This window comes from Campylobacter sp. RM16187, assembly GCF_025319965.1.
Taxonomy (GTDB): Bacteria; Campylobacterota; Campylobacteria; order Campylobacterales; family Campylobacteraceae; genus Campylobacter_A.
The window spans coordinates 907,913-929,656 of the sequence record NZ_CP012549.1 but is presented as its reverse complement, the minus strand read 5'-3'; the positions used below and the strand labels follow the sequence as shown (position 1 = coordinate 929,656).

The 21,744-nt window shown below is 36.3% G+C and carries 14 protein-coding genes; 8 read left to right on the top strand and 6 right to left on the bottom strand.

Going from position 1 to position 21,744, the window contains the following annotated elements:
- Positions 1-422: 422 nt before the first annotated feature.
- Entirely contained in the window at positions 423-1,820 is a 1,398-nt protein-coding gene (fumC, locus tag CDOMF_RS05145; RefSeq protein WP_260953057.1) for a class II fumarate hydratase, read from the bottom strand.
- 99 nt (positions 1,821-1,919) lie between these two features.
- Between fumC and pbpC the strand changes: the two genes are divergently transcribed.
- The 8 genes from pbpC to CDOMF_RS05105 all read left to right on the top strand — a co-directional run bounded on the left by pbpC (position 1,920) and on the right by CDOMF_RS05105 (position 15,542).
- Positions 1,920-4,088, top strand: coding sequence for a penicillin-binding protein 1C (pbpC, locus tag CDOMF_RS05140; RefSeq protein WP_260953056.1), 2,169 nt, complete (start codon positions 1,920-1,922; stop codon positions 4,086-4,088).
- Positions 4,088-9,274, top strand: coding sequence for an alpha-2-macroglobulin family protein (locus CDOMF_RS05135; protein ID WP_260953055.1), 5,187 nt, complete (start codon positions 4,088-4,090; stop codon positions 9,272-9,274). The genes pbpC and CDOMF_RS05135 overlap by 1 nt, the downstream gene beginning before the upstream one ends.
- Before the next feature lie 135 nt (positions 9,275-9,409).
- Entirely contained in the window at positions 9,410-12,025 is a 2,616-nt protein-coding gene (locus CDOMF_RS05130; protein ID WP_260953054.1) for a valine--tRNA ligase, read from the top strand.
- Positions 12,026-12,039: 14 nt separating this feature from the next.
- A complete protein-coding gene (locus CDOMF_RS05125) occupies positions 12,040-12,186 on the top strand; it encodes a hypothetical protein (protein WP_169974737.1) in 147 nt (48 codons plus the stop codon).
- 17 nt (positions 12,187-12,203) lie between these two features.
- Entirely contained in the window at positions 12,204-13,160 is a 957-nt protein-coding gene (locus CDOMF_RS05120; protein WP_260953053.1) for a methionine ABC transporter ATP-binding protein, read from the top strand.
- Entirely contained in the window at positions 13,160-13,834 is a 675-nt protein-coding gene (locus CDOMF_RS05115; protein ID WP_260953135.1) for a methionine ABC transporter permease, read from the top strand. The genes CDOMF_RS05120 and CDOMF_RS05115 overlap by 1 nt, the downstream gene beginning before the upstream one ends.
- A gap of 272 nt (positions 13,835-14,106) precedes the next feature.
- Positions 14,107-14,883: a MetQ/NlpA family ABC transporter substrate-binding protein gene (locus tag CDOMF_RS05110; protein WP_260953052.1), complete on the top strand. Its 777-nt coding sequence runs from the start codon at positions 14,107-14,109 to the stop codon at positions 14,881-14,883.
- Between the two features lie 65 nt (positions 14,884-14,948).
- Entirely contained in the window at positions 14,949-15,542 is a 594-nt protein-coding gene (locus tag CDOMF_RS05105; RefSeq protein ID WP_260953051.1) for a DedA family protein, read from the top strand.
- 35 nt (positions 15,543-15,577) lie between these two features.
- Here the strand turns inward: CDOMF_RS05105 and mog are convergent, their stop codons facing one another.
- From mog to aroB, 5 genes are read right to left on the bottom strand one after another with little or no spacing between them, the layout of a single operon-like run.
- Entirely contained in the window at positions 15,578-16,117 is a 540-nt protein-coding gene (gene mog, locus CDOMF_RS05100) for a molybdopterin adenylyltransferase (protein ID WP_170019948.1), read from the bottom strand.
- A gap of 51 nt (positions 16,118-16,168) precedes the next feature.
- The gene (locus tag CDOMF_RS05095; protein ID WP_260953050.1) at positions 16,169-17,836 is read right to left on the bottom strand and encodes an ATP-dependent metallopeptidase FtsH/Yme1/Tma family protein; all 1,668 of its coding nucleotides are present in this window, start codon (positions 17,834-17,836) and stop codon (positions 16,169-16,171) included.
- Entirely contained in the window at positions 17,823-19,073 is a 1,251-nt protein-coding gene (gene mtaB / locus CDOMF_RS05090; protein ID WP_260953049.1) for a tRNA (N(6)-L-threonylcarbamoyladenosine(37)-C(2))-methylthiotransferase MtaB, read from the bottom strand. Before mtaB ends, CDOMF_RS05095 begins: the two co-directional genes overlap by 14 nt.
- The gene (locus CDOMF_RS05085; RefSeq protein WP_260953048.1) at positions 19,073-20,674 is read right to left on the bottom strand and encodes a mechanosensitive ion channel family protein; all 1,602 of its coding nucleotides are present in this window, start codon (positions 20,672-20,674) and stop codon (positions 19,073-19,075) included. Before CDOMF_RS05085 ends, mtaB begins: the two co-directional genes overlap by 1 nt.
- A complete protein-coding gene (gene aroB, locus CDOMF_RS05080) occupies positions 20,671-21,711 on the bottom strand; it encodes a 3-dehydroquinate synthase (protein WP_260953047.1) in 1,041 nt (346 codons plus the stop codon). The genes CDOMF_RS05085 and aroB overlap by 4 nt, the downstream gene beginning before the upstream one ends.
- Between the last annotated feature and the right edge of the window lie 33 nt (positions 21,712-21,744).

Here is a 21,744-nt window from a genome sequence, read left to right as displayed (position 1 = left end):
ATAAAAAGAACTTTAATATTTTACAAAATACTAAATGAAATATAAATTTTTTAATAATATTTTGTCTTGGATGAAATATTACTATTAATTCTCATTGTTTATTATTTATAAAATATATTAATTTTTTTTTATAATAATTGATTAATATATTTTTTAGAAATATGCTATTTTCATTATTTTAAAATAAAAATATATACTTAAAATTATTATATAAATTATCAAAAATAAGATTTAAGATAAAAATACTCTGATTTTTGTTTAAATGAAATTTTTATTTAAAATATTTGATTTATTTGAAAATATGCCAAATTTGCTTTTTTATTTTTTGTATGTTTTTTGTAGCTAAATTTAAAGTAAAATAAATTTTACCCACTCGCAAAAAGTTAAAAAAATCAAGCGAAAGGGTAAAATTTAAATCAAATTTATTTTTTAGGATATGTCATCTCTTCAGGACGGACATATTTATCAAACTCTTCGGCAGTTAAAATTCCTAAATTTACAGCCTCTTCTTTTAGTGTCGTGCCGTTTTTATGAGCCGTTTTAGCTATCTTGGCTGCATTTTCATATCCTATGTAAGGATTTAGCGCGGTTACTAGCATAAGTGAGCCGTGCAAGTAGCCGTCTATCACCTTTAAATTCGGCTCAATTCCCACCGCGCAGTGGTCGTTAAAGCTTATCATCGCATCGCTTAAAAGTCTGATTGATTGAAGCAAGTTGTAAGTAAGCACAGGCTTAAACACGTTTAGCTCGAAATTTCCTTGAGAGGCGCTAAGAGTGACCGCAAAGTGATTTGCCATAACTTGAACTGACACCATAGTCATCGCTTCGCACTGTGTCGGATTTACTTTGCCGGGCATTATGGAGCTACCGGGTTCGTTTTCAGGGATAAATATCTCGCCTATTCCGCATCTTGGACCGCTTGCAAGCCATCTTATATCATTTGCTATCTTCATTAAATTTGCAGCTAAGCCGTCAAGAGCTCCGCTTAAAAATACTTCGCCGTCATGGCTTGTAAGTCCGTGAAATTTATTCGGATGAGAGACGAATTTAAACTCGCTTTTTGTTAGAGCGTTTAGCTCTTCGCTTACTAAATTTGAAAACTCCGGATGCGAATTTAGCCCCGTTCCTACGGCCGTTCCGCCGATAGCAAGCTCGCAAAGGTACTTCATAGCGTCATTTACTTGAAGCTGAGCTTTTCTAAGCATCTCGACATATCCGCTAAGCTCTTGTCCAAGCGTGAGCGGAGTAGCGTCTTGCAGGTGCGTGCGCCCTATTTTTACTATATCTTTAAACTCTTTACTCTTGCTTTCTAAAGTCGCTTTAAGCTTGCTAAGCGCAGGCAAAAGCTGCTTTTGAATTTCTACTACAAACGCAACTCTCATCGCGGTTGGATAAGTGTCGTTTGAGCTTTGACCTTTGTTTACGTCATCATTTGGGTGAACAAGTTTTTTTACTCTAAAGTCCTCGCCTAAAATTTCAGTCGCTCTATTTGCGATGACTTCGTTTAGGTTCATATTTGACTGAGTTCCTGAGCCTGTTTGCCAAACTACAAGAGGGAAATTTCCGCATAACTTGCCCTGCACTATCTCGTCGCAAGCCTGTGATATGGCTTTGGTTTTGGCTTCATCAAGTCTGTTTAGCTTGTGATTTACTATCGCGCAAGCTTTTTTAAGATAAGCAAAGCCTTTGATAACTTCTTTTGGCATTTTTTCTTCGCCGATTTTAAAATTCTCAAAGCTTCTTTCGGTTTGAGCACCCCAATACTTATCGTTTGGAACCTTGATTTCACCCATGGTGTCTTTTTCTATTCTATATTGCATAAATGATCCTTTTAAATTATTTTTGATATTTTATATCATAATTAATAAATAAAGGATAACTACGTTAGCTTTGCCTATAAAATCTGTTATAATTTTAAAATGAAGAGTAAAATTATTAAATTTGCTAAATTTGGTTTTATCTTTATCGCATCTCTTTTCTTGGCATTTTTAATACTTGATTTTGCCTTCCCTTTAAATACGAAAATGCTCACTAGAGAAAATTCTTCGATATTGTTTGATAAAAATGGCGAGATTATTTCTATGCGCCCAAGTAGCGATGAAATTTGGCGTTTTGAGGCGCAAAATATCCCACAAACACTCAAAGATAGCGTTTTACTCTTTGAAGATAGATACTTTTACTACCATTTTGGCTTTAATCCTTTTTCTATGATTAGGGCTGCGTTTCACAACCTAACGCACAAAAACCGCATAGGTGCTTCAACGATAACCATGCAAGTAGCCCGCATGATGAGCCCAAAAGAGCGTACGTACGCTAATAAAATAAAAGAAATTTTTACCGCTTTTCAGCTTGAGTGGCACTACAGTAAAGATGAAATTTTAAAATTTTACTTTAATCTCGCTCCTTATGGCGGCAACATAGAAGGCGTTGCAGCGGCTGCGAAATTTTATTTTAATAAAAATTTAGAAGATCTAAGCATCGCTCAAATGGCGCTTCTTAGCACGATCCCAAAAAATCCAAACGCAAATCGCCTTGATAAAAAATCAAACATAAATGCTTTAAAAAACCGCGTAGTAACTTTGCTGTATAAGGCTAAAATAATAGATAAGAGCCAATATCAAAGAGCCAGAAGCGAGCCATTTAAAAATAAACGTTTTAATGCGCCTTTAAATGCCAAACAATACTCTTTAATCGCTATTAAAAACGGAGTTATAACCTCGAATCTAAATCTAAGTTTACAAAATATTTTAGAAACAAATTTAAAAATAGCCTCAGATTTAATGATAGACAAAAACGCCAAAAATTCAGCCGGCATAATTATAGACAATAGATCAATGAGTGTAGCTGCATATGTTGGCTCACATAACGAAAAGGCTTTAGACGGAGAAAATGACGGAGTGATTATGAGTAGAAACGTAGGCTCTACTCTAAAACCTTTTATATTTTCATTAGGACTTGATCAAGGCTTCATAACCCCTAAAAAAGAGATGATAGATACTGAAATTTTCATAAGAGAATACAATCCAAAAAATTACGATAACGAATTTTTGGGCATAGTTTCGGCTACAGAGGCCTTAGCGCTTAGCCTAAATATACCTGCTGTAAATTTAAATCACAAACTTAAAGAAAACTCACTATACGAGATGCTAAAAGAGATAAATTTAGTAAAAAACACAAAAGAATTTTACGGCGACAGCATATCATTAGGAAGCGCTGAAATGAGCCTATTAAATTTAGCCCACTTATATACAATCTACGCCAATAAAGGGGAGTTAAAACCTCTTGAAGTCGCAGGAAAAACAGTAGGAGAAAACAAACGTCTAATAAGCGAACAAAGTGCGTATCTAACTGCAAAAATGCTATCAAAGGCAGCCAGAAGCTACCTAGGAGTCACATGGCGATATGCAAAGGATACTCCGCAAATCGCCTTTAAAACCGGCACTAGCTATGGCTCAAGAGATATATATGCCATAGGGGTTAATCAAGACTACACAATAGCAGTGTGGTTTGGAAATTTTAACGGTAAAAAGACTAAAAATTTAAGCGGATTTTCTGATGCTTCCAAAGTCGTTTTTGATATTTTTAAAATTTTAGCTCAGCAAGAGAGTCTATCTTTTATGGATATTCCAAATGGAATCGAAGAAAAAGAGAGCTGTCTGGACGCTTTTAAATTTAAAGAGTGTAAAAATATACAAATTGACGAGCTTATCAGCGGTATTAAACTAAAAGATGACTGCGATAGCATAAGAAGCGAAGAGGTGGATTTCTTGCTAAAAAACAATAAAATTTCAAAACAGGATATAAAAGACAGCCCCTGCTTTTATAAATTTAAAAACCATAAGCCTCTAATAGCCTCACCTTTTAACGAACAAATAATAATGAGTAATGAGAAGGAAACTAAAGTTATGCTAAAATGTTACGCATATATTGGAGATGAAATTTATTACAAAATAGATGACGAAGAGTTTAATAAGACCACAAACGCAGCCGAAAAAATGCTAATTCTAAAAGAAGGTGAACACAAAATAGGTTGTCTGGATGAGAATTCAAATTTAAGCGAAATAAAAATAGAAATAAGGAGGTTTTGATGTTATTTAGATCTACAGCAGCTACTCTTATGCTATGTTTGAGCCTAAATGCTTTCACTCTTACGGGTGATTTTAGAGCGCCTGATGATAGAGTATTAATCTTTGGAGTAAAATACGAAAAAAAGGCTACATCGTCACTAATTGGAACGATGACGCATAAAAAACTTCTAACATGCACACCAGAACTTGAAGGAGTATACGAATACGGAAACAACGATATCACGCTTTATCTTACAAAACCACTTGTAAAAGGTATTGATTACAACTGCATTAAAGATAAAACTTCGTCCGGGTTTTACAGCGGGGATTTTGTATTAGACAAATTTGTAGAATACTCTAAAAGTGATTATCTGATAGGCTTTAATGACGAAGTTAAAGAAGAGGAATTTGTTAAAAATTTTAAAATTTACGAGAGAAAAAATCTAGCGAAAAACGATATCAAATACAAAATCACAAGCAAAACAAAGAATAACTTTAATGTAAAACTACTTAGTAGCGGAGAAAATTTGATATTTGACGTATCAAATAATCTAAAAAGCACCTCTGGAATAAATTTGGATAATAACTACGCAATACCTCAAGAGCCTACGACAGAAGAGATGTTTGTGGATAATCCAGAGGCTAAAACTATGCTTCTAACCGCCCCTAAAGCAGTTAGTTTGGATAATGGAAAATTAGCCATAAGACTATATTTAAAAAATTGGCTTGATTATGGAAATTTTCATAAATTTGTAAGTATAGACGGAGTTAAAAATTTTAAAGTTAGCGAGATTGAGTATACGAATTATACAGAGAAAGAAGATATACCGCAAGATCACTATTATTACATTGATGTCACAAGCGATGAATTTAAACCGAATACAGAATATAAAATAAGATATTTAAAAGGATTTGGAGATAGGTATTCATTACTAAGAGAGAGTGCTGAATTTAAAATCAAATTTGGAAATTTAAAACCGTTTTTAAAATTTAGCGATCCGCAAAATGCTCCATATATGTCAAATATCGGCGAGATAGCCATAGAAAGCGTCAATACAAGCACTGCAAAAGTAGTAGTAGAAAAACTAATGGATCAAAACTATAGATACTTCTTAAATTTTTCAAACGAAGACCTATCGCCTTTAGTTAAAGAGGTAGCAAGTAAAAACTATGAGCTTGGCGGGACTTTAAATGAAATTTCAAAACATAAGATCAAGCTTGACTTCGCAGATAGCGGAGATGGAGTGTATCTTATAACAATATATTACGACAAAGAAAAAAGCACATCTAAAGTAGTATATTTAACAGATATAGGCGTAAGCGTCAAACTGGCTAAAGATGAGATCTTTTTATTCGCCAATAGACTTAGTCAAAATGCTGTGGTAGCAAACGCGGATGTAAAAATTTATTCTAATAAAAACGAAATTTTAGCAAGCGGAATAACAAACGATGAGGGCATATTTAAATTTAACAAGAAAAATATCGGCGAAGAAGCTTCATCTGCTGTCGTAACCATAGGCAAAGAGCAAGGGTTTATAATCTTGACTCAGGGCAAAAATTTAAACGAAAATGGCTACTATCCAAAGAAAGCTCCAAATGAACTTTACAGCGCTTACTTACACTTTGCGAGCGATATAATTCGTCCATCAGATACAATAAAAGGAGAGATAATAATCAAAAACGCTCTATTTAGCGCTCTATCCGAAATGCCTGTAAAACTTAAAATAAAAGATCCTCAAAACAAAACAATACTCAATAAATCAGTAAAGACAGATAGGCTTGGAGTGATAAATTTTGACGAAAGTGTAAATTCAGAACTTAGCGGATCGTTTAAATTTGAAGTTATTTTCGCAGACAGAATACTAACTTCTCAAAATTTCTCAGTTGAGTCTTTCACTCCTCAACGCATAAAAAATAATATAACACTAAATAAAGATATATATAAAAAAGATGAACTAATAGAAGCCAAGCTTCAAAGCAACTATCTATTTGGTGCTCCTGCTGGTGATTTAAAAGGTAGCATAGAGCTAAATATGTATCAAAAAGAGTATTCAAACGATAAATTTAAAAATTATAATTTTAGCAATAGCGAATATTCTAAAATCTACTTTGACCAGATATTTAAAGATGTAAAGCTTGACAAAGACGGCAAGAGCACAAAGATAGTAAAACCACTTATAGGGCAAAAAAAGGTTGCAAGCGTAATTGGAGCAACCTTGGTCTTTAATATCAATGATGATGGTAAAAATATATCGGCAAGTAAAAGTCTAACTATCTATCCTTTTGAAACTATGGTGGGGATTAAGGCCGATACCGACTTTACAGAGGTTAAAAACAATGTAAATTTTAACTTCATCAACATAGATCCTATAAGTGGCGAAGAAAAACAAGGAATAGAAAAAGTAATAGATATAAAAAGAGGAGTATGGAATTACAACCTAGATAAAGAAGGTGTGATGAGATGGAATAAAAACTATGAAAGCATATCTAAAGTATCGCAATCTACAAATACATTTTCTTACAGCTTCTCTCAAAGCGGAGATTACAAAGTAGTCGTAACGGATACTATAAGCGGACATAGTTCAAGCATAAATATATATGTCAGTGGCTGGGATTACGGCTCACTTGCTCCTACAAAAGAACTGGCAAAAGCTCAAATAAAACTAAATCAAAAGAGCTATAAAAAAGGCGATGTGATGAGTGTAGATGTAAGCTCTGTACTCAAAAACGCTATGGCACTCGTTACACTTGAAAGCAACGGGGTAAAAAAACATAAAATTTTAAATATCCAAAATAACTCAGCCAATGTAAAATTTGATCTGGATTTTGACTTTGAGGGATTATATGTAAGCGCTCTCATCATAAGAGTAGCCGATAGCGATATACTTCCGTTTAGGGCATACGATAAAGTTTATGCCAAAGCAGAACATAAAGAAAGAAATATGGAAGTAAAAGCAAAGGCTCCAAATGTAGTAAGGTCAAATTCTAAATTTAAGATGGAAGTAAAAGCCGATCCTAATTCTGAGATTACATTATTTGCTGTAGATGAGGGAATTTTGCAGATAACTAATCAAAAATTAAAAAGCCCTCTTGATTTCTTTAATAAAGCAATAGCGGATTCTGTGCTTGATTTTGATATATTTGACAGTATTACCGGATTTAAAAAAGACGGTAAAGTGCTAAGCTTTGGCGGTGATACGGCTAGCTCACTAATGGAGATGAGAATGGCGAAATTTGCAACTCCAGTTGACAAGAAAAACGTAAAAACTTATATCAAAATGCAGACTACAAAAGCTGATGCTAGCGGAAATGCAACTTTTGAAGTAGAGGTTCTTGAGGACTTCAATTCCAAGATAAATCTAGCCGTTTTAGCAAAGAGCGAAAGTAAGCTTGGTTTTGATATAAGTGAAATTAACGTCAAAGATGACATTATATTAAAACCTACACAAACCGCATACTTAGTAAAAGGCGATAAGATAAATTACATCCTAAGAGTTATAAATACTACAAACGATACAAAAGAGATTACTCTTAGCTTAGATACAAATTTAAACGCAAAACTTGAAAAAGAGAAGATAACTCTAAAGCCAAACGAGAATTTAAAAACAATCGTTGTCATAGATGCAAACTCTACCGGTAAATCATTCTTAAAATTTAAAGCAAATGACGGCAAAGAAAGCTACTCATACTCATTAAATTTAGACGTAGTTTACCCATATCCGCTTAGTACATATATGACATCTTTTCAAGCAAGCGAAAAAAAGACATTAACACTAGACCCCGAATTTAAAGATATTAAAATAGATGCTTCAACCTCTATAAAAAGCCTTCTTGGAGCAAATAGCGATAAGCTTATAAACTATCCTTACGGATGCTCAGAGCAACGCTCAAGTAAGCTTTTAGAGCTTAACGCCTTAGTGCTTAACGATGAAAATAGCACAAAATCAAGAATAGATGCGGCAGATATCAAGAGATTTATAGTGGCCGGTATGAAAGATCTGATAAAAATGCAAAAAACAGATGGAAGCTTCGGATATTGGGGTGAGTTAAGCTATACTAATAATTTTGCCTCCATATACGCTATAGATACGCTTCTAGAGCTTGAAAAATCAGGATTTGCTCTTGATAAAAATGTGAAATCCAAAGCGCTTAACTGGCTCATAAATTTTGGCTCAAAAGACAATCTTCAAGCCCTATATGCAGCTTATGTATTAAGCACTCAAAACAAGCTTGAAAAATCCGCAGCCAATACTCTTTATGACAATAGGAAATTTTCAACCTCTCTTGAAACCTATCTAATGGCATCTATCCTTCAAAATATTGGCCTTAAAAAAGAGAGTGAAAATGCGCTTAAGCAAATTGGTGATGTAATTTACAATAAAGAAAAATCCCTAGCCGATAATTTTGGCTCAAGAAAGAGAAATACTGCATTTGCGCTATTACTTCACGCTAGACATTTTAAGAAAAATCCATTTAGCGAAGAGATGGCAAGCTATCTAATAAAAAATATAGACAAAATGTATTCTACTCAGGAGCGTGCATTTACTCTCATGGCTTTAAGAACCTACATAAAAGATACTTCATCTAGAAATAAATTTAAAATAAGCTACGATGGCAAAGATATTCTTTTTGACGGATTAAATAGTATCGATATATCTCCTAAAAAACCTGAAATTACAGTCATCCCCGAATCTGGATCATCTGTATATCTAAGCGTAAGAAGTATGGCATATAAACCGCTTGAGATAAATCACAAATTTGATAAAAAAGGGCTTGATATCATGAGAAAATTTGTCGGCAAAGACGGCAAAGAGATAGATATCAACAACCTTAAATTAAACGACGTGATATACTCTAAACTCATGATTAAGACAGATGACTACATAAGAAACGGCGTGATAAACGAGCAGGTAAGCCCTTGCTTTGAGATCATAAATGAAAACATAGCTCCAAATTTAAGGACAAAAGCAACTACAAATACCTTAAATGTCGAGCATAACGTGATAGCTGACGATAGAGTGCTTACGTTCTACTCTCTTAGCTCAGGATACGTAAACGAAAAGGATAAGACGCCATTTACTCTTTACACTCCGCTTCGAGTTGTGATGAGTGGTAAATGCATGCTTCCTGCTGTTATCACTGAAAATATGTATGATGAGAGCATGAGCGATTACGATTTAGCTCAAAAAGAATTTATCGTAAAATAAACCAAAAAGAGGCGGCTTCAGCTAGAGCCTCCTCCTTCAACCTTAAATTTAAATCTACTCTTATAAATTTAATCGCCTTATTAGTAAAATTCTGATAAAATCGAGCATTTTTGATAAATTCTAAAAGGATTTGAAGTGAGTTTTTACAACGCAAAAGAGGTTGAAGAGAAATTTTATAAAATTTGGGAAGAGCGCGGATATTTCGAGATAGACGCAAACAAAGAGATCCAAAGAGACGGACGCAAATTTTGCATTATGATGCCTCCTCCAAACGTAACAGGTTCGCTTCATATCGGCCACTCCCTTACTTTTACACTTCAAGATATCATCACTCGCTATAAAAGAATGGACGGCTACAAAACGCTTTGGCAGCCGGGGCTTGATCACGCAGGAATCGCCACTCAAAACGTCGTTGAAAAGCAGCTTTTAGCTCAAGGCATAACCAAAGAGAGTATAGGACGCGAAGAGTTTGTAAAGCGCGTATGGCAATGGAAGGAAAAAAGCGGCGGTATGATAGTTCATCAGATGCGCCGCCTTGGCATAACTCCTGCTTGGAGTCGCCAGAGATTTACCATGGATGAAGGGCTTAAAAAAGCCGTTAAAAAGGCATTTGTCAAGCTTTATGAAAACGGCACGATAGTTCGCGGAAACTATATGATAAACTGGTGTACACATGATGGCGCACTTAGCGATATCGAGGTTGAGCATAAAGACAACAAAGGCAAGCTCTATAACATCAGATACTTTTTAAAAGATAGCAAAGACTATATCGTAGTAGCCACAACTCGCCCGGAAACATACTTCGGCGATACAGCCGTAATGGTAAATCCAAACGACGAGAGATACAAACATCTAGTCGGCAAAAAAGTGATTTTGCCTATCATCAACCGCGAGATAGAGATCATAGCCGACGAGCACGTAGATATGGAGTTTGGAACGGGACTTGTTAAGGTTACTCCTGCTCACGATATGAACGACTACGAGGTTGGCAAACGCCATAACTTGGAGTTTATCACCTGCTTTGATGAGACCGGAATCCTAAACGAGCAGTGCGATAAATTTAAAGGTCTTGAAAGACTTGAGGCAAGAGATATCATCGTAGCGGAGCTTGAAAAGATCGGAAATATCGAAAAGATTGAAGACTACGAAAATCAAGTAGGCTACTGCTACCGCTGTAAAAATGTCGTAGAGCCTTACATCTCAAAACAGTGGTTCGTAAAGCGCGAGATCGCCGATCAGACCATAGCCGACGTAAGCGCAGGGCTTGCTAAATTTTACCCTGCACACTGGGTAAATAGCTTTAACGCGTGGATGAGGGAGCTAAGAGACTGGTGTATATCTCGCCAACTTTGGTGGGGACATCAAATTCCCGTTTTTTACTGTGATGAGTGCGGTCATGAGTGGGCCGATGAGGGCGAACCAACCGAATGTAAAAAATGTAAAAGCAAAAAGATACATCAAGATAAAGATGTGCTTGATACGTGGTTTAGCTCCGGGCTTTGGCCGTTTAGCACGCTTGGCTGGGGAAACGGTGACGAGCTTAAAAACGAAAAATGGTTTGAAGAGGATTTAAAAGAATTTTATCCAAACAACCTACTTATAACAGGCTTTGATATACTATTTTTCTGGGTTGCAAGGATGATGTTTCAAGGGCAAAATGCGCTTGGTAAGCTTCCGTTTAGCGATATCTACCTGCACGCTTTAGTTAAAGACGAGCAAGGCAGAAAGATGAGTAAAAGCCTTGGAAACGTAATCGATCCGCTTGATAGCATCGAGGAGTATAGCGCCGATATCTTGCGTTTTACTCTGGCACTGCTTGCCGTTCAAGGACGCGATATAAAGCTTAGTGAAGACAAGATGAAGCTAGTAAGAAATTTTACAAACAAGCTTTATAATGCTAGCAAATATTTGCTACTAAACGAGAGTAAATTTGAAGATCTTGATAAGATAGAGCTTAAAACCAAGCTTGGAATTTATATAAACAGTCGCTTTAACGAGTGTGTTAAGCAGGTGCGTGAAAATATCGATGCTTACCGCTTTAATGACGCTGCAAATGCGCTTTATAAATTTCTCTGGGATGAGTTTTGCGACTGGGGAATTGAGCTTAGCAAAGCCGATAAAAGTAGCGTAAAAGAGCTTGGAAGCATATTTAAAGAGGCGATGAGGCTGCTAAGTCCGTTTATGCCGTTTATCAGCGAATACTTATATCACGAGCTAAGCGGCACAAATTTACAAAACTCAGGCTCTATAATGATTTCGCGCTATCCTGAGATAAAAGAGCAAAATTTAAAGATCGAAGGCATTTTTTCACTAGTAATCGAAGCGATAGTTGCTATAAGACGCGCAAAAGCGACTATCGATTTAGGAAATTCTAAAATCTCAAAGGCTTACGTGAAGCTAAATAGAAGCGAAAATTTAAGCGAGGCAAAAGAGTATATCGCCCTACTTTCCAAATGCGAGCAAATCGAATTTACAAGTAGCAAGATAGATGATGCGGTATGTGATGTAAGCGAAAATTTAGAGGTATTTATCTCGCTTGAAGGCGTTGATATGTCGGCGATGATAAGTAGACTTACCGCGCAAAAAAACAAGCTTGAAAAAGAGATAATAAAGCTTTCAAACATGCTTAATAACGAAAAATTTGTGGCAAATGCTCCTGCTGATGTGATAGAAACAAACAAAGCAGGTCTTGCAAGTGCAAAAGAGCAGTTTGAAAAGGTGGAAGCTGAGCTTAAAAAATTTAGTAAATAACTTAAAGGATAAGAATGAAGGGTTTAGGATTTGGTGGATTTACTTTAGGAACTGTCGTTGCGGTCGCCTTGTCATGGGGTGCGAACAAAAGCATTTTATGGGCGATTATACATGGATTTCTTAGTTGGTTTTATGTGATTTATTATTTTTTATTTAAATAACAAGGCATATAAACTTAATGATAGAAATTTCAAATTTGATTAAATACTATGGTGATACAAAAGTCATAGACGACGTGAGTTTTACAGTAAATGAGAGCGAAATTTTCGCACTTGTAGGACATAGCGGCGCAGGCAAATCAACCCTGCTTCGCTGCATAAACGGACTTGAGAGTTATCAAAGCGGCTCCGTAAAAGTATATGGCAAAGAAATAAAAGATATCAGCGCAAATGAGCTTAGACACTTTAGAAAAGATGTCGGCATGATATTTCAGCACTTTGCGCTAATGGCTAGAAAAAACGTATTTGACAATATCGCAACACCGCTTGAGTTTTGGAAATATCCAAAAAGTGAAATTCAAAAAAGAGTAAGCGAGTTGCTCGAGCTTGTAGGGCTAAGCAACAAATCAAAAAGTTATCCAAGCGAGCTAAGCGGAGGTCAAAAGCAGCGTGTAGCTATAGCTAGAGCGCTTGCCTTAAATCCTAAAATTTTACTAAGCGATGAGGCGACATCGGCTCTTGATCCAAACACGACAAATTCTATTCTTGAGCTTTTAAAAAAAATCAATCGCGAGCTAAAAATAAGCATAGTTATAGTTACTCACGAGATGGAAGTCGTAAAATCAACCGCACATAGAGCTATCCTGCTAGAACACGGCAAAATCATAGGCTCAGGCAGGATCGAAGAGTTATTTTTAAAGCCGGATGAGAAGATGAAAGAGTTTTTAGGAGAAGTTGAGATTCTGCCTCAAAGCGGAGTAAATATCCGTCTGTTTTTTCCAAAAGAAGTAGCTCAAAAAAGCATTATCACACACATGGCAAGAACTCTAAATGTCGATTTTAACATCGTCTGGGGAAAGCTTGAAAAGTTAAACGAAAACGTCCTTGGCTCACTCGTGATAAACGTAGAAAAAGAAGATGAAGCAAAAGTGATAGAGTATGTCAAACAAAGTGGCGTTTTATGGGAGGTAGCGTGATGTTTGGGATAGATTTTTCTAAATTTCCCGATGTTTTTGAGCGAATTTTGCTTCCTGCGATCAACGAGACGCTTTATATGAGCTTGGTTTCCACCCTGCTTGCATTCGCGCTTGGGCTTATCCCCGCGGTGCTTTTAGTGCTTAGCGATAAAGACGGACTTAAGCCAAACAAAAAGCTGTATCTAGTGCTTGATATAATCGTAAACACGCTAAGAAGCTTTCCGTTTATCATACTCATCATCGTGCTTTTCCCGTTTACTAAGATGATAGTGGGCACAAGTATCGGCACAACGGCAGCCATCGTGCCTCTTACCATAGGTGCTGCACCCTTCATCGCAAGACTCATCGAAAGTGCGCTAAAAGAGGTTGATAAAGGCATAATCGAAGCCGCAAAAAGCTTTGGCGCGTCAAATTCGCAGATCATATTTAAGATAATGTTTGTCGAAGCACTTCCGGGCATAATATCAGCCATAACTCTTACTTTGATAGTTATCGTTGGATTTTCAGCGATGGCTGGAGCGGTCGGCGGAGGCGGTCTTGGAGCAGTTGCGATCAACTACGGATATCAGCGCTTTAGACCTGATATCATGCTTTATACGGTGGTTATCCTAATCATAATGGTTCAAATTTTTCAATCAATAGGAAATTTACTCTACAAAGTAACAAAAAAGTAGCATTTTTTGCTACTTTTATTTTTTTTTAAATATTTTTTATCTACAATCTCAAAATTATTTTAATTTAAAAGAAAGGATAGAAGATGAAATCAGATATGTGCGAAATGTGTCGTTGTGTAAAATTTAAGTCGTCGAAAGACTAACGCTAAGCACAAATTTCTTTTTAAGTGCTTAGTTTTGGCTAAACATTTAAAAAGAAATTTAATAAGCTTCCCGCCTATACTATCCTTTTAAATGAATTAGCTATATTTATAAATTTAAAGGATAAAAAAATGAAATTTTCTAAAATTCTACTTGGTGCACTACTTGCAGTAACTTTAAGCTCGGCTGATAAAGCTAAGACAATCATAGTTGGCGCTACACCTGTTCCTCACGCAGAAATTCTTGAAGTGGTTAAACCTCTAGTTGAAAAAGACGGATTTAAACTTGAGATCAAAGAGTTTAACGACTACACTATCCCAAATTTGGCAACCGAAGATGGCGATCTTGACGCAAATTTCTTTCAACACCTACCATATCTAAACGAATTTAACAAAAACAAAGGCACTCATCTGGTTAAAACTGTAGGCGTTCACCTTGAGCCAATGGGAGTTTATTCGGCTAAGATAAAAGATCTAAGCGAGCTAAAAAACGGCGACACTGTAGCGATACCAAACGATCCGACAAACGAGAGCCGTGCACTGGATGTGCTTGCAACTGCAGGACTTATCAAGCTAAACGATAATCCTCTAAAAACTCCGCTTGATATCGTGGAAAATCCTAAAAATTTAAAATTTAGCGAGATCGAAGCAGCGCAAATTCCAAGAACACTAAGTGACGTAACTATCGCGGTTATCAATACAAACTACGCTTTAAACGCGAAGCTAAATCCGTCAAAAGATGCGCTTGCGCTTGAGAGCAAAGATAGCCCTTATACGAACTACGTGGTTGTAAAAGCAGGCAATGAAAACGCTCCAAAAATAAAAGCTTTAGATAAAGCTATAAATTCGGCTGAAGTGAAAAAATTTATAGAGAGTAAATACGAAGGTGCCATTCTTCCTGCGTTTTAATGCAACCAAAGCCTAAACAATGCGTTTAGGCTTTACAAATCCAAATTTTACTTTAAAGGCTAAATTTGCTCAGTGAAGTTATAAATTTCATCGTTGAAACTGTCGGGCAATGGGGATATATCGGCATATTTTGCATGATGTTTTTAGAAAGCTCGTTTTTTCCGTTTCCAAGCGAGATAGTTATGATACCAGCAGGATATCTTGCAAGCAAAGGCGAGATGAATCTGATCATAGCCTTTTTAGCAGGCACAGGCGGCTCTTTAGCCGGTGCAGTGTTTAACTACTATCTATGCTACTTTTTCGGAAGAGATCTTATACTAAAATACGGCAAATACGTGCGAATTACAGAAGAAAAGATGCAAAAATTTGAAAATTTCTTTAACAAGCACGGTGAAATTTCTACATTTAACTGTCGTATAATCCCTGGAATTCGTCAATATATAAGCCTTCCTGCAGGTCTAGCCAAAATGAATCTTTTTAAATTTAGCCTTTATACAACTTTGGGAGCTGGAATTTGGGTGGCGATCTTACTTGCTGTGGGGTATTATTTAGGGACTGATTATGATAAAGAGCTATTTAAAAATATAGTCTTAGCAATGCTTGTAGCGGTAGCTGCATTAACGGCAATTTATATTTATATAAAAAAATCAAAAAAATAGATTAAGGAGAGATTTTAAACTCTCCTTTTGATCAGTTAAGAAATCTTCTTTTGCTTTGGTCTAAAGACCTTCATCACATTTTCATCAGTCTCTATATAAGCACCCTCGATAAGATCAATACAGTAAGGTATAGAAGGAAATATCGGCTCCAAGCACTCTCTTATAGCCTTTGGTTGCCCAGGTAAATTTACGATTAAGGCGCGTCCTCTAATGCCAGCTGTTTGGCGTGACAGTATCGCAGTAGGCACAAATTTCAAGCTTGCCGCTCGCATTAGTTCTCCAAAGCCGGGCATCATCTTTTCGCATACTGCTTCAGTTGCTTCAGGAGTCACATCTCTAACCGCAGGACCGGTTCCTCCGGTGGTTAAAACCAGATTACATCCAAGATTATCAACCATATTTATAAGTCGCTTTTTTATAAGTTCAAACTCATCAGGGATTACTTCGTATATATACTCGCGCTCACTTGTTATCCACTCATCAAGAACCGCTTTTATCGCAGGTCCTGATTGATCCTCGTAAGTACCTTCGCTTGCTCTATCTGAAAGCGTTAAAATTCCTATTTTTATCTTCATAAATTTTACTCCATTGTTAAAATATGTGCGATTTTAGCATATTATTGCAAATTATTCATAAGAGCTTTGTATTATTATCTTTATCGCTGTCTTATCTATACTCTCGTTTGCTATGATGTACTCACAAATTTTTTCCGTTTGCACCTTCATCCCTCGCAAAAACTCCGATATCTCGCTATACGCCTCTTGAAGTATGCTCTCCACATCAGCAGGATTTGGCACTAGAGTTTTGCCCATACCATACTCAAAAACCATATTTTGAGCGATCTCTTTTGCCTTTGCTATATCGCTGTGTGCGTTTGAAAAGATGTCATCCCTGCTCTCTTTTAAAGCGCTCATACCGGCTAGACATACTTTTATGCGAGAGAGCATTTGAGTCTTAGACTCTATCTCGCGTTCAGTGGCTCTAAAGTGATCTTCCACAAGCGAAATTTTTTCAAACTCAACTCCAAACCAATAAGCACTTAGAGCCTTTGCACTTTGATAAAGTGCTTGAATTTTTTTCTCTTCATCGTTGTAGCTAAGCACGCGCTTTTTGCCAAGCAAGACTTTATTTAGCACGTTTTCAAAGTCGCTCATATCTATCGTGCCTTTGTTATTTCTAAGTGCGTTTATAGCAGCTTCATTAACTAAAGTAGCAAGTGCGGCTCCTGAAAAACCGACACTGATCTTAGCTATATCTTCAGGCGATACGCTAGAGCTTTTATCTTTAAGATATGATTTTAAAATTTCAACCCTATCTGAAAAATCAGGCATCGATAGATAAATTCTCCTATCAAACCTGCCTGAGCGAAGCAATGCCTCATCTATCATCTCGATCCTGTTTGTAGCGGCTATCACGATGACGCCCGAGTTATCCTCAAAGCCGTCCATTTCGGTTAAAAGCTGATTTAGCGTAGCCTCACGCTCATCGTTTCTGCTTCCGCCGCGCACTTTACCGACCGCGTCTATCTCATCAATGAAGATTATCGATGGAGCGTAAGCCTTAGCTTTTAAAAACAGCTCTCTAACCCTCTTTGCGCCCATTCCTACGTAAATTTGCACAAATGCAGCTCCACTTTGGTAAAAAAACGGCACGTTTGCCTCTCCTGCTACAGCCTTTGCCACAAGCGTCTTACCAACTCCGGGAGGTCCTATCATAAGTACGCCTTTTGGCATTTTGATACCAAATTTTCTGTATTTGGCAGGATTTTTTAAGAAGTCCACTATCTCGCTAAGTTCGAATTTCACATCTTTTATGCCTGCCACATCGCTAAAGCTTACATTTGATATAGCCGGCACAACCGAGCTTGTAAATATATTTTCAATCTCATACACTCCCATTTTCTCATCGCTTGTGTTTTCCGATTTTTTCTTTAGCTTGTATCTTCCGTAAACAAATAAAACACCGTATCCAATCGCTATAAGAAATATTACAGCTAAAATTTCTTCTATTATAGGATGCTCTTTTTTCACATTTACGGGCACTTTTTGAACCAGCTTGCTCATATCTATCCCATCTTTTACGATAGTGTATTTATGCCCGCCTTTTGTCGTGATCAAAATTTCATTCTGCACTATAGTAGCTTCAGATATCAGATTACCATCAAGTAGCTTTTCGTAACTATCATACATAATATTTTTTGGCTGATTTTTAAATGCCACTATAGACATCAAGCATATTAATAGTAGCGCTAAAATAGCAATAATATTTTTCTTATTAAATTTAAATTTTTGCATAATTTGCCTCGTTATTGACATCGTATTTATCCACTATTGCCCACTCTTTGACAATATCTCTATCTGTTTTTATCTTGACTTTATTATAAAACTGATCAAACCCTTCATAAAATTCGCCGTTTAACTGCTCGACTAAGACGTTTAAAGGCACTCTGTTGTCGTTTCTAAATTTGAGATTATTTTGCGCTACTATCTCTTTAAGAGTTTTCATCCTCTCTTTTGCCACATCGCCGCTTACATCGATCTTCATAGTTGCCGAGTGAGTGTTATTTCTTGGCGAGTAAGCAAAGCAGTGCAAGTGAGTAAGCGGAAATTTCTTAAAATTTTCCAGTGCCTCAGCCCAAATTTGCTCGCTCTCTCCGGGATGTCCGACGATAAAATCAGTCCCAAGCGCAAAGCCAAGCTCTGCTAGCTCTAAAAACAGCTCGATATCTTTAAGTGCCCTATTTCTGCGCCTCATTATCCTAAGCATTGCTTCGCTTGTGTGTTGAAGCGCGATATGAAGGTGTCTTTCCAGCCAACTCTCTTTTAAAATTTCTCTAAAGCTTTCATCTATCTGACTTGGCTCAATACTTCCAAGACGAATTCTTTTTATGCCGTTTATTTGCCCAAGCCTTGCAAGCAGCTTTCCAAGAGATGAGTTTGTATCTTTGCCGTAGCTGCCGATGTTAGTTCCCGTTAAGACAAGCTCATTGTAGCCGTTTGAGGCTAAAATTTTAGCCTCATTTAAGATACTTGCCTCATTCATACTCCTTGCCTTACCGCGCACCGAAGGGATGATGCAGTAACTACAAATAAAATCACACCCTTCTTGAATCTTTATAAAAGCCTTTGTGTGATTTTCGTAGTTTGTAACGATATTTTTATCGATACTTTCTAAATTTCCAAGCTCAAAAAACGGATTTTCAAACTTTAGGAGCGAATTTATATCTTCTTTTTTGCTTGCGCCTATAACGCCAAAAACAGAGCTTTTATCAAAGAGCTCCCTACCCTTACTAACCGCTCCACATCCTGTGAGTATCACCTTTGCGCCGCGCTTTTTAACGCTATTTATATAGCTTCTAGTGCCGCTATCTGCGCTATTTGTGACTGTGCATGAGTTTATCACTACGATATCGGCTTCATTTTCATCATTTGTGATCTCATAATCCTTTACGTAGCTCTTCATAAGCTCGGTATCGTATATATTTGTGCGACATCCGAAGGTTTTAAAGTAAATTTTCTCTCTTGCCTGCATTACATTATTTCTTCGTTATTTTCTATGGGTTTTGGATCACTCGCCTTTCTTCTTTTATCCATATAAAGAGTTTGGGTAGGATATGCGATCACTATATCATCCTCTTTTAGCAAGCTCTCTATAATCTCTGAGCTAATAGTGCTTCTTAAGGCCATAGGAGCAAAAGAATTTGTCATATACCAAGCCGAAATTTTAACTCCATGAGGCTCTATAAATGAGAAAATTCTAGGCTCTACGTTTGGATTTTTGATACTGTATTGATTTCTTAGCTTACTCATCTGCTTTTTTGCTATGTCCGTATAGCCTTTAGAGTACTTTCTAACTATATTTTTTATTATATATACAGCTTTTTTGTGGTTTGATTCAAAGCTAAGGGTAATATCTATACCGTCCCAAACGGTTTTCATTCCCTGGTGCGAGAAATTTGCTATAAGATCGGTAAAAATATAGTTATTTGGTATAAAGATAATGCGTCCGGCTCTGCGATTAAATTGATAAGTGTTAAAAGTCACATCCTCATATATGGTCATTCTAAGAAGAGATATGTCTATGATATCGCCCACAAAATTTTCCCCGTCTTTTCGCACTTTGATACGATCTCCTACGTGAAAACTTCCACCAAATACGATAACCGTCCAGCCAAGCATACTCATAAACATATCTTTCATCGCGATGGCAATACCCGCCGAGGCAAAACCAAGCACGGTAACAAGATACGTGACATTTTCAATATAGGCAAAAAGTAAAATCAAAATTATAAGAGTTATATTTACTAAATTTATAAATTTATTTGCAGTATATAATCTCTCGTTGTCGGTAATTGTCTTTTTGATAATAAATTTAAATAAAAACGACAAAGCCACAACGACAAGGATAAAAATCCCTATATTCATAGCCTTTTTCATTTGAGCCTTGATATCTTCGGTCACTCTACTTATGGCCTCTATAATCCTTTTTTCATATACACTGTATGTAGTCTGAGCGATATCTTCAGCAGCCTTAAACTCGACAATCTCCTGCCTAATATCAATCAGTTCATTTTTATAGATCTCGTCTTCGCTAAGTTTTACTATTTCAGATAAAATTTCCTCTTTTTTATTAAGCTCGTCTATAATCCTATCAAGCCCCTCAAGACGTATCTTGTATTCGTCTTTAGTGCTTCTAAGCTGCTTAATATAAGAAAAGCCCGAAATTACAGCTATGGGGTTTGTGATCTTTTGCATACTATCTATCTCAGGAGCCGTTATCATGCTAGAAAAAGGTGCTTTTTCAAATTCCTTTAAAAGCTCAAGCTGTTCTTTGATAGTGTTTTGCTTTTTTTGCAGCTCAATCGTGCTTTTACTACTAGATTTACTCTGCTTTTTAAGCATAGCCTCAATAGATTTAAGCTCATCAGTTAAGTTTTGAAATGTTTTATAGTTTGAATACCTTGTAATCCAAATATTGCCTGCAAGCTTTTCGTTAATAGGTATAAGTTTATTCCTAAGCTCAAGCAAAGCGGTATCTTTGATAGCGGCAGTAGCGTTTGATTCGGCTATTATTCCATCACCATTACCAAACAAAAATACAAAAAACAGTAAAAAAACCGATAATTTTCTCATTTAAACTCGCTTAAAACTTGCATTACAATATCTTTTGAGATATCTTGCCTTATCTCATATCCGCCTATACCATTTGGTAAAATAAATTTAATCTTTGAATTTTCGCTCTTTTTATCTAAGAAAAACGCATCATAAAAGACATCTAAATCTGCAATTTTATATTCTACAGGTAGATTAAATTTAATCAGTAAATTTTTAATCCTATCTCTATCTAAATCAGTTAAAAGTCCTAATTTAACCGCTAATGAATTAGCCATATTTATACCTATAGCCACAGCTTCTCCGTGTAAAAATCTCTTATATCCGGTTTCGTTTTCTATCACATGAGCAAAGGTGTGACCGTAGTTTAGCACAGCACGCACACCCTTTTCGCGCTCATCGGCTTCAACGGCTTTAGCCTTTAAAAACACGCTTTTATAGATAAGCTGCTGTAAATTTGTTTTCTCTTCTAAATTTGCACCCTCAAGCCACTCAAACATCTCTTTATCAAACATCACAGCCATTTTTATAGCCTCTGCGACACCAGCTGCAAATTCGCGTTTTGGCAAGGTCTGTAAAAATTTACTCTCACAATACACCGCACTTGGTTGATAAAACGAGCCTATAAGGTTTTTGCCAAATTTATTATTTACACCTGTTTTGCCGCCCACACTCGCATCAACCTGAGCTAAAAGAGTAGTCGGTATATTTATAAACCTTATTCCTCTTTGATAAATGCTAGCTACAAACCCGGCCATATCACTTATCACACCTCCGCCAAATGCGATGATAACACTACTTCTATCAAGCCTACTTACAAAAAGCTGTTCTAAAACCTCTTCTATGCTCTTTAAATTTTTATACTCTTCTCCGTCAGGCAGGGTAATGATAAATTTCTCTTTACATTTTAAAACAGCAAGCAGACTATCAAGATGTAACCCACCTACTTTAGAATTAGTAATAATAGCCACCTTTGTATCAATTTTTAGCTCTTTAAGCTCATCTATATAGACCTTGTAGTTTCTTGATATATCTTTTAAATTTATATCGATTTGCAAAGCATCCCCCATTTTTATATGTTTTATTCTATC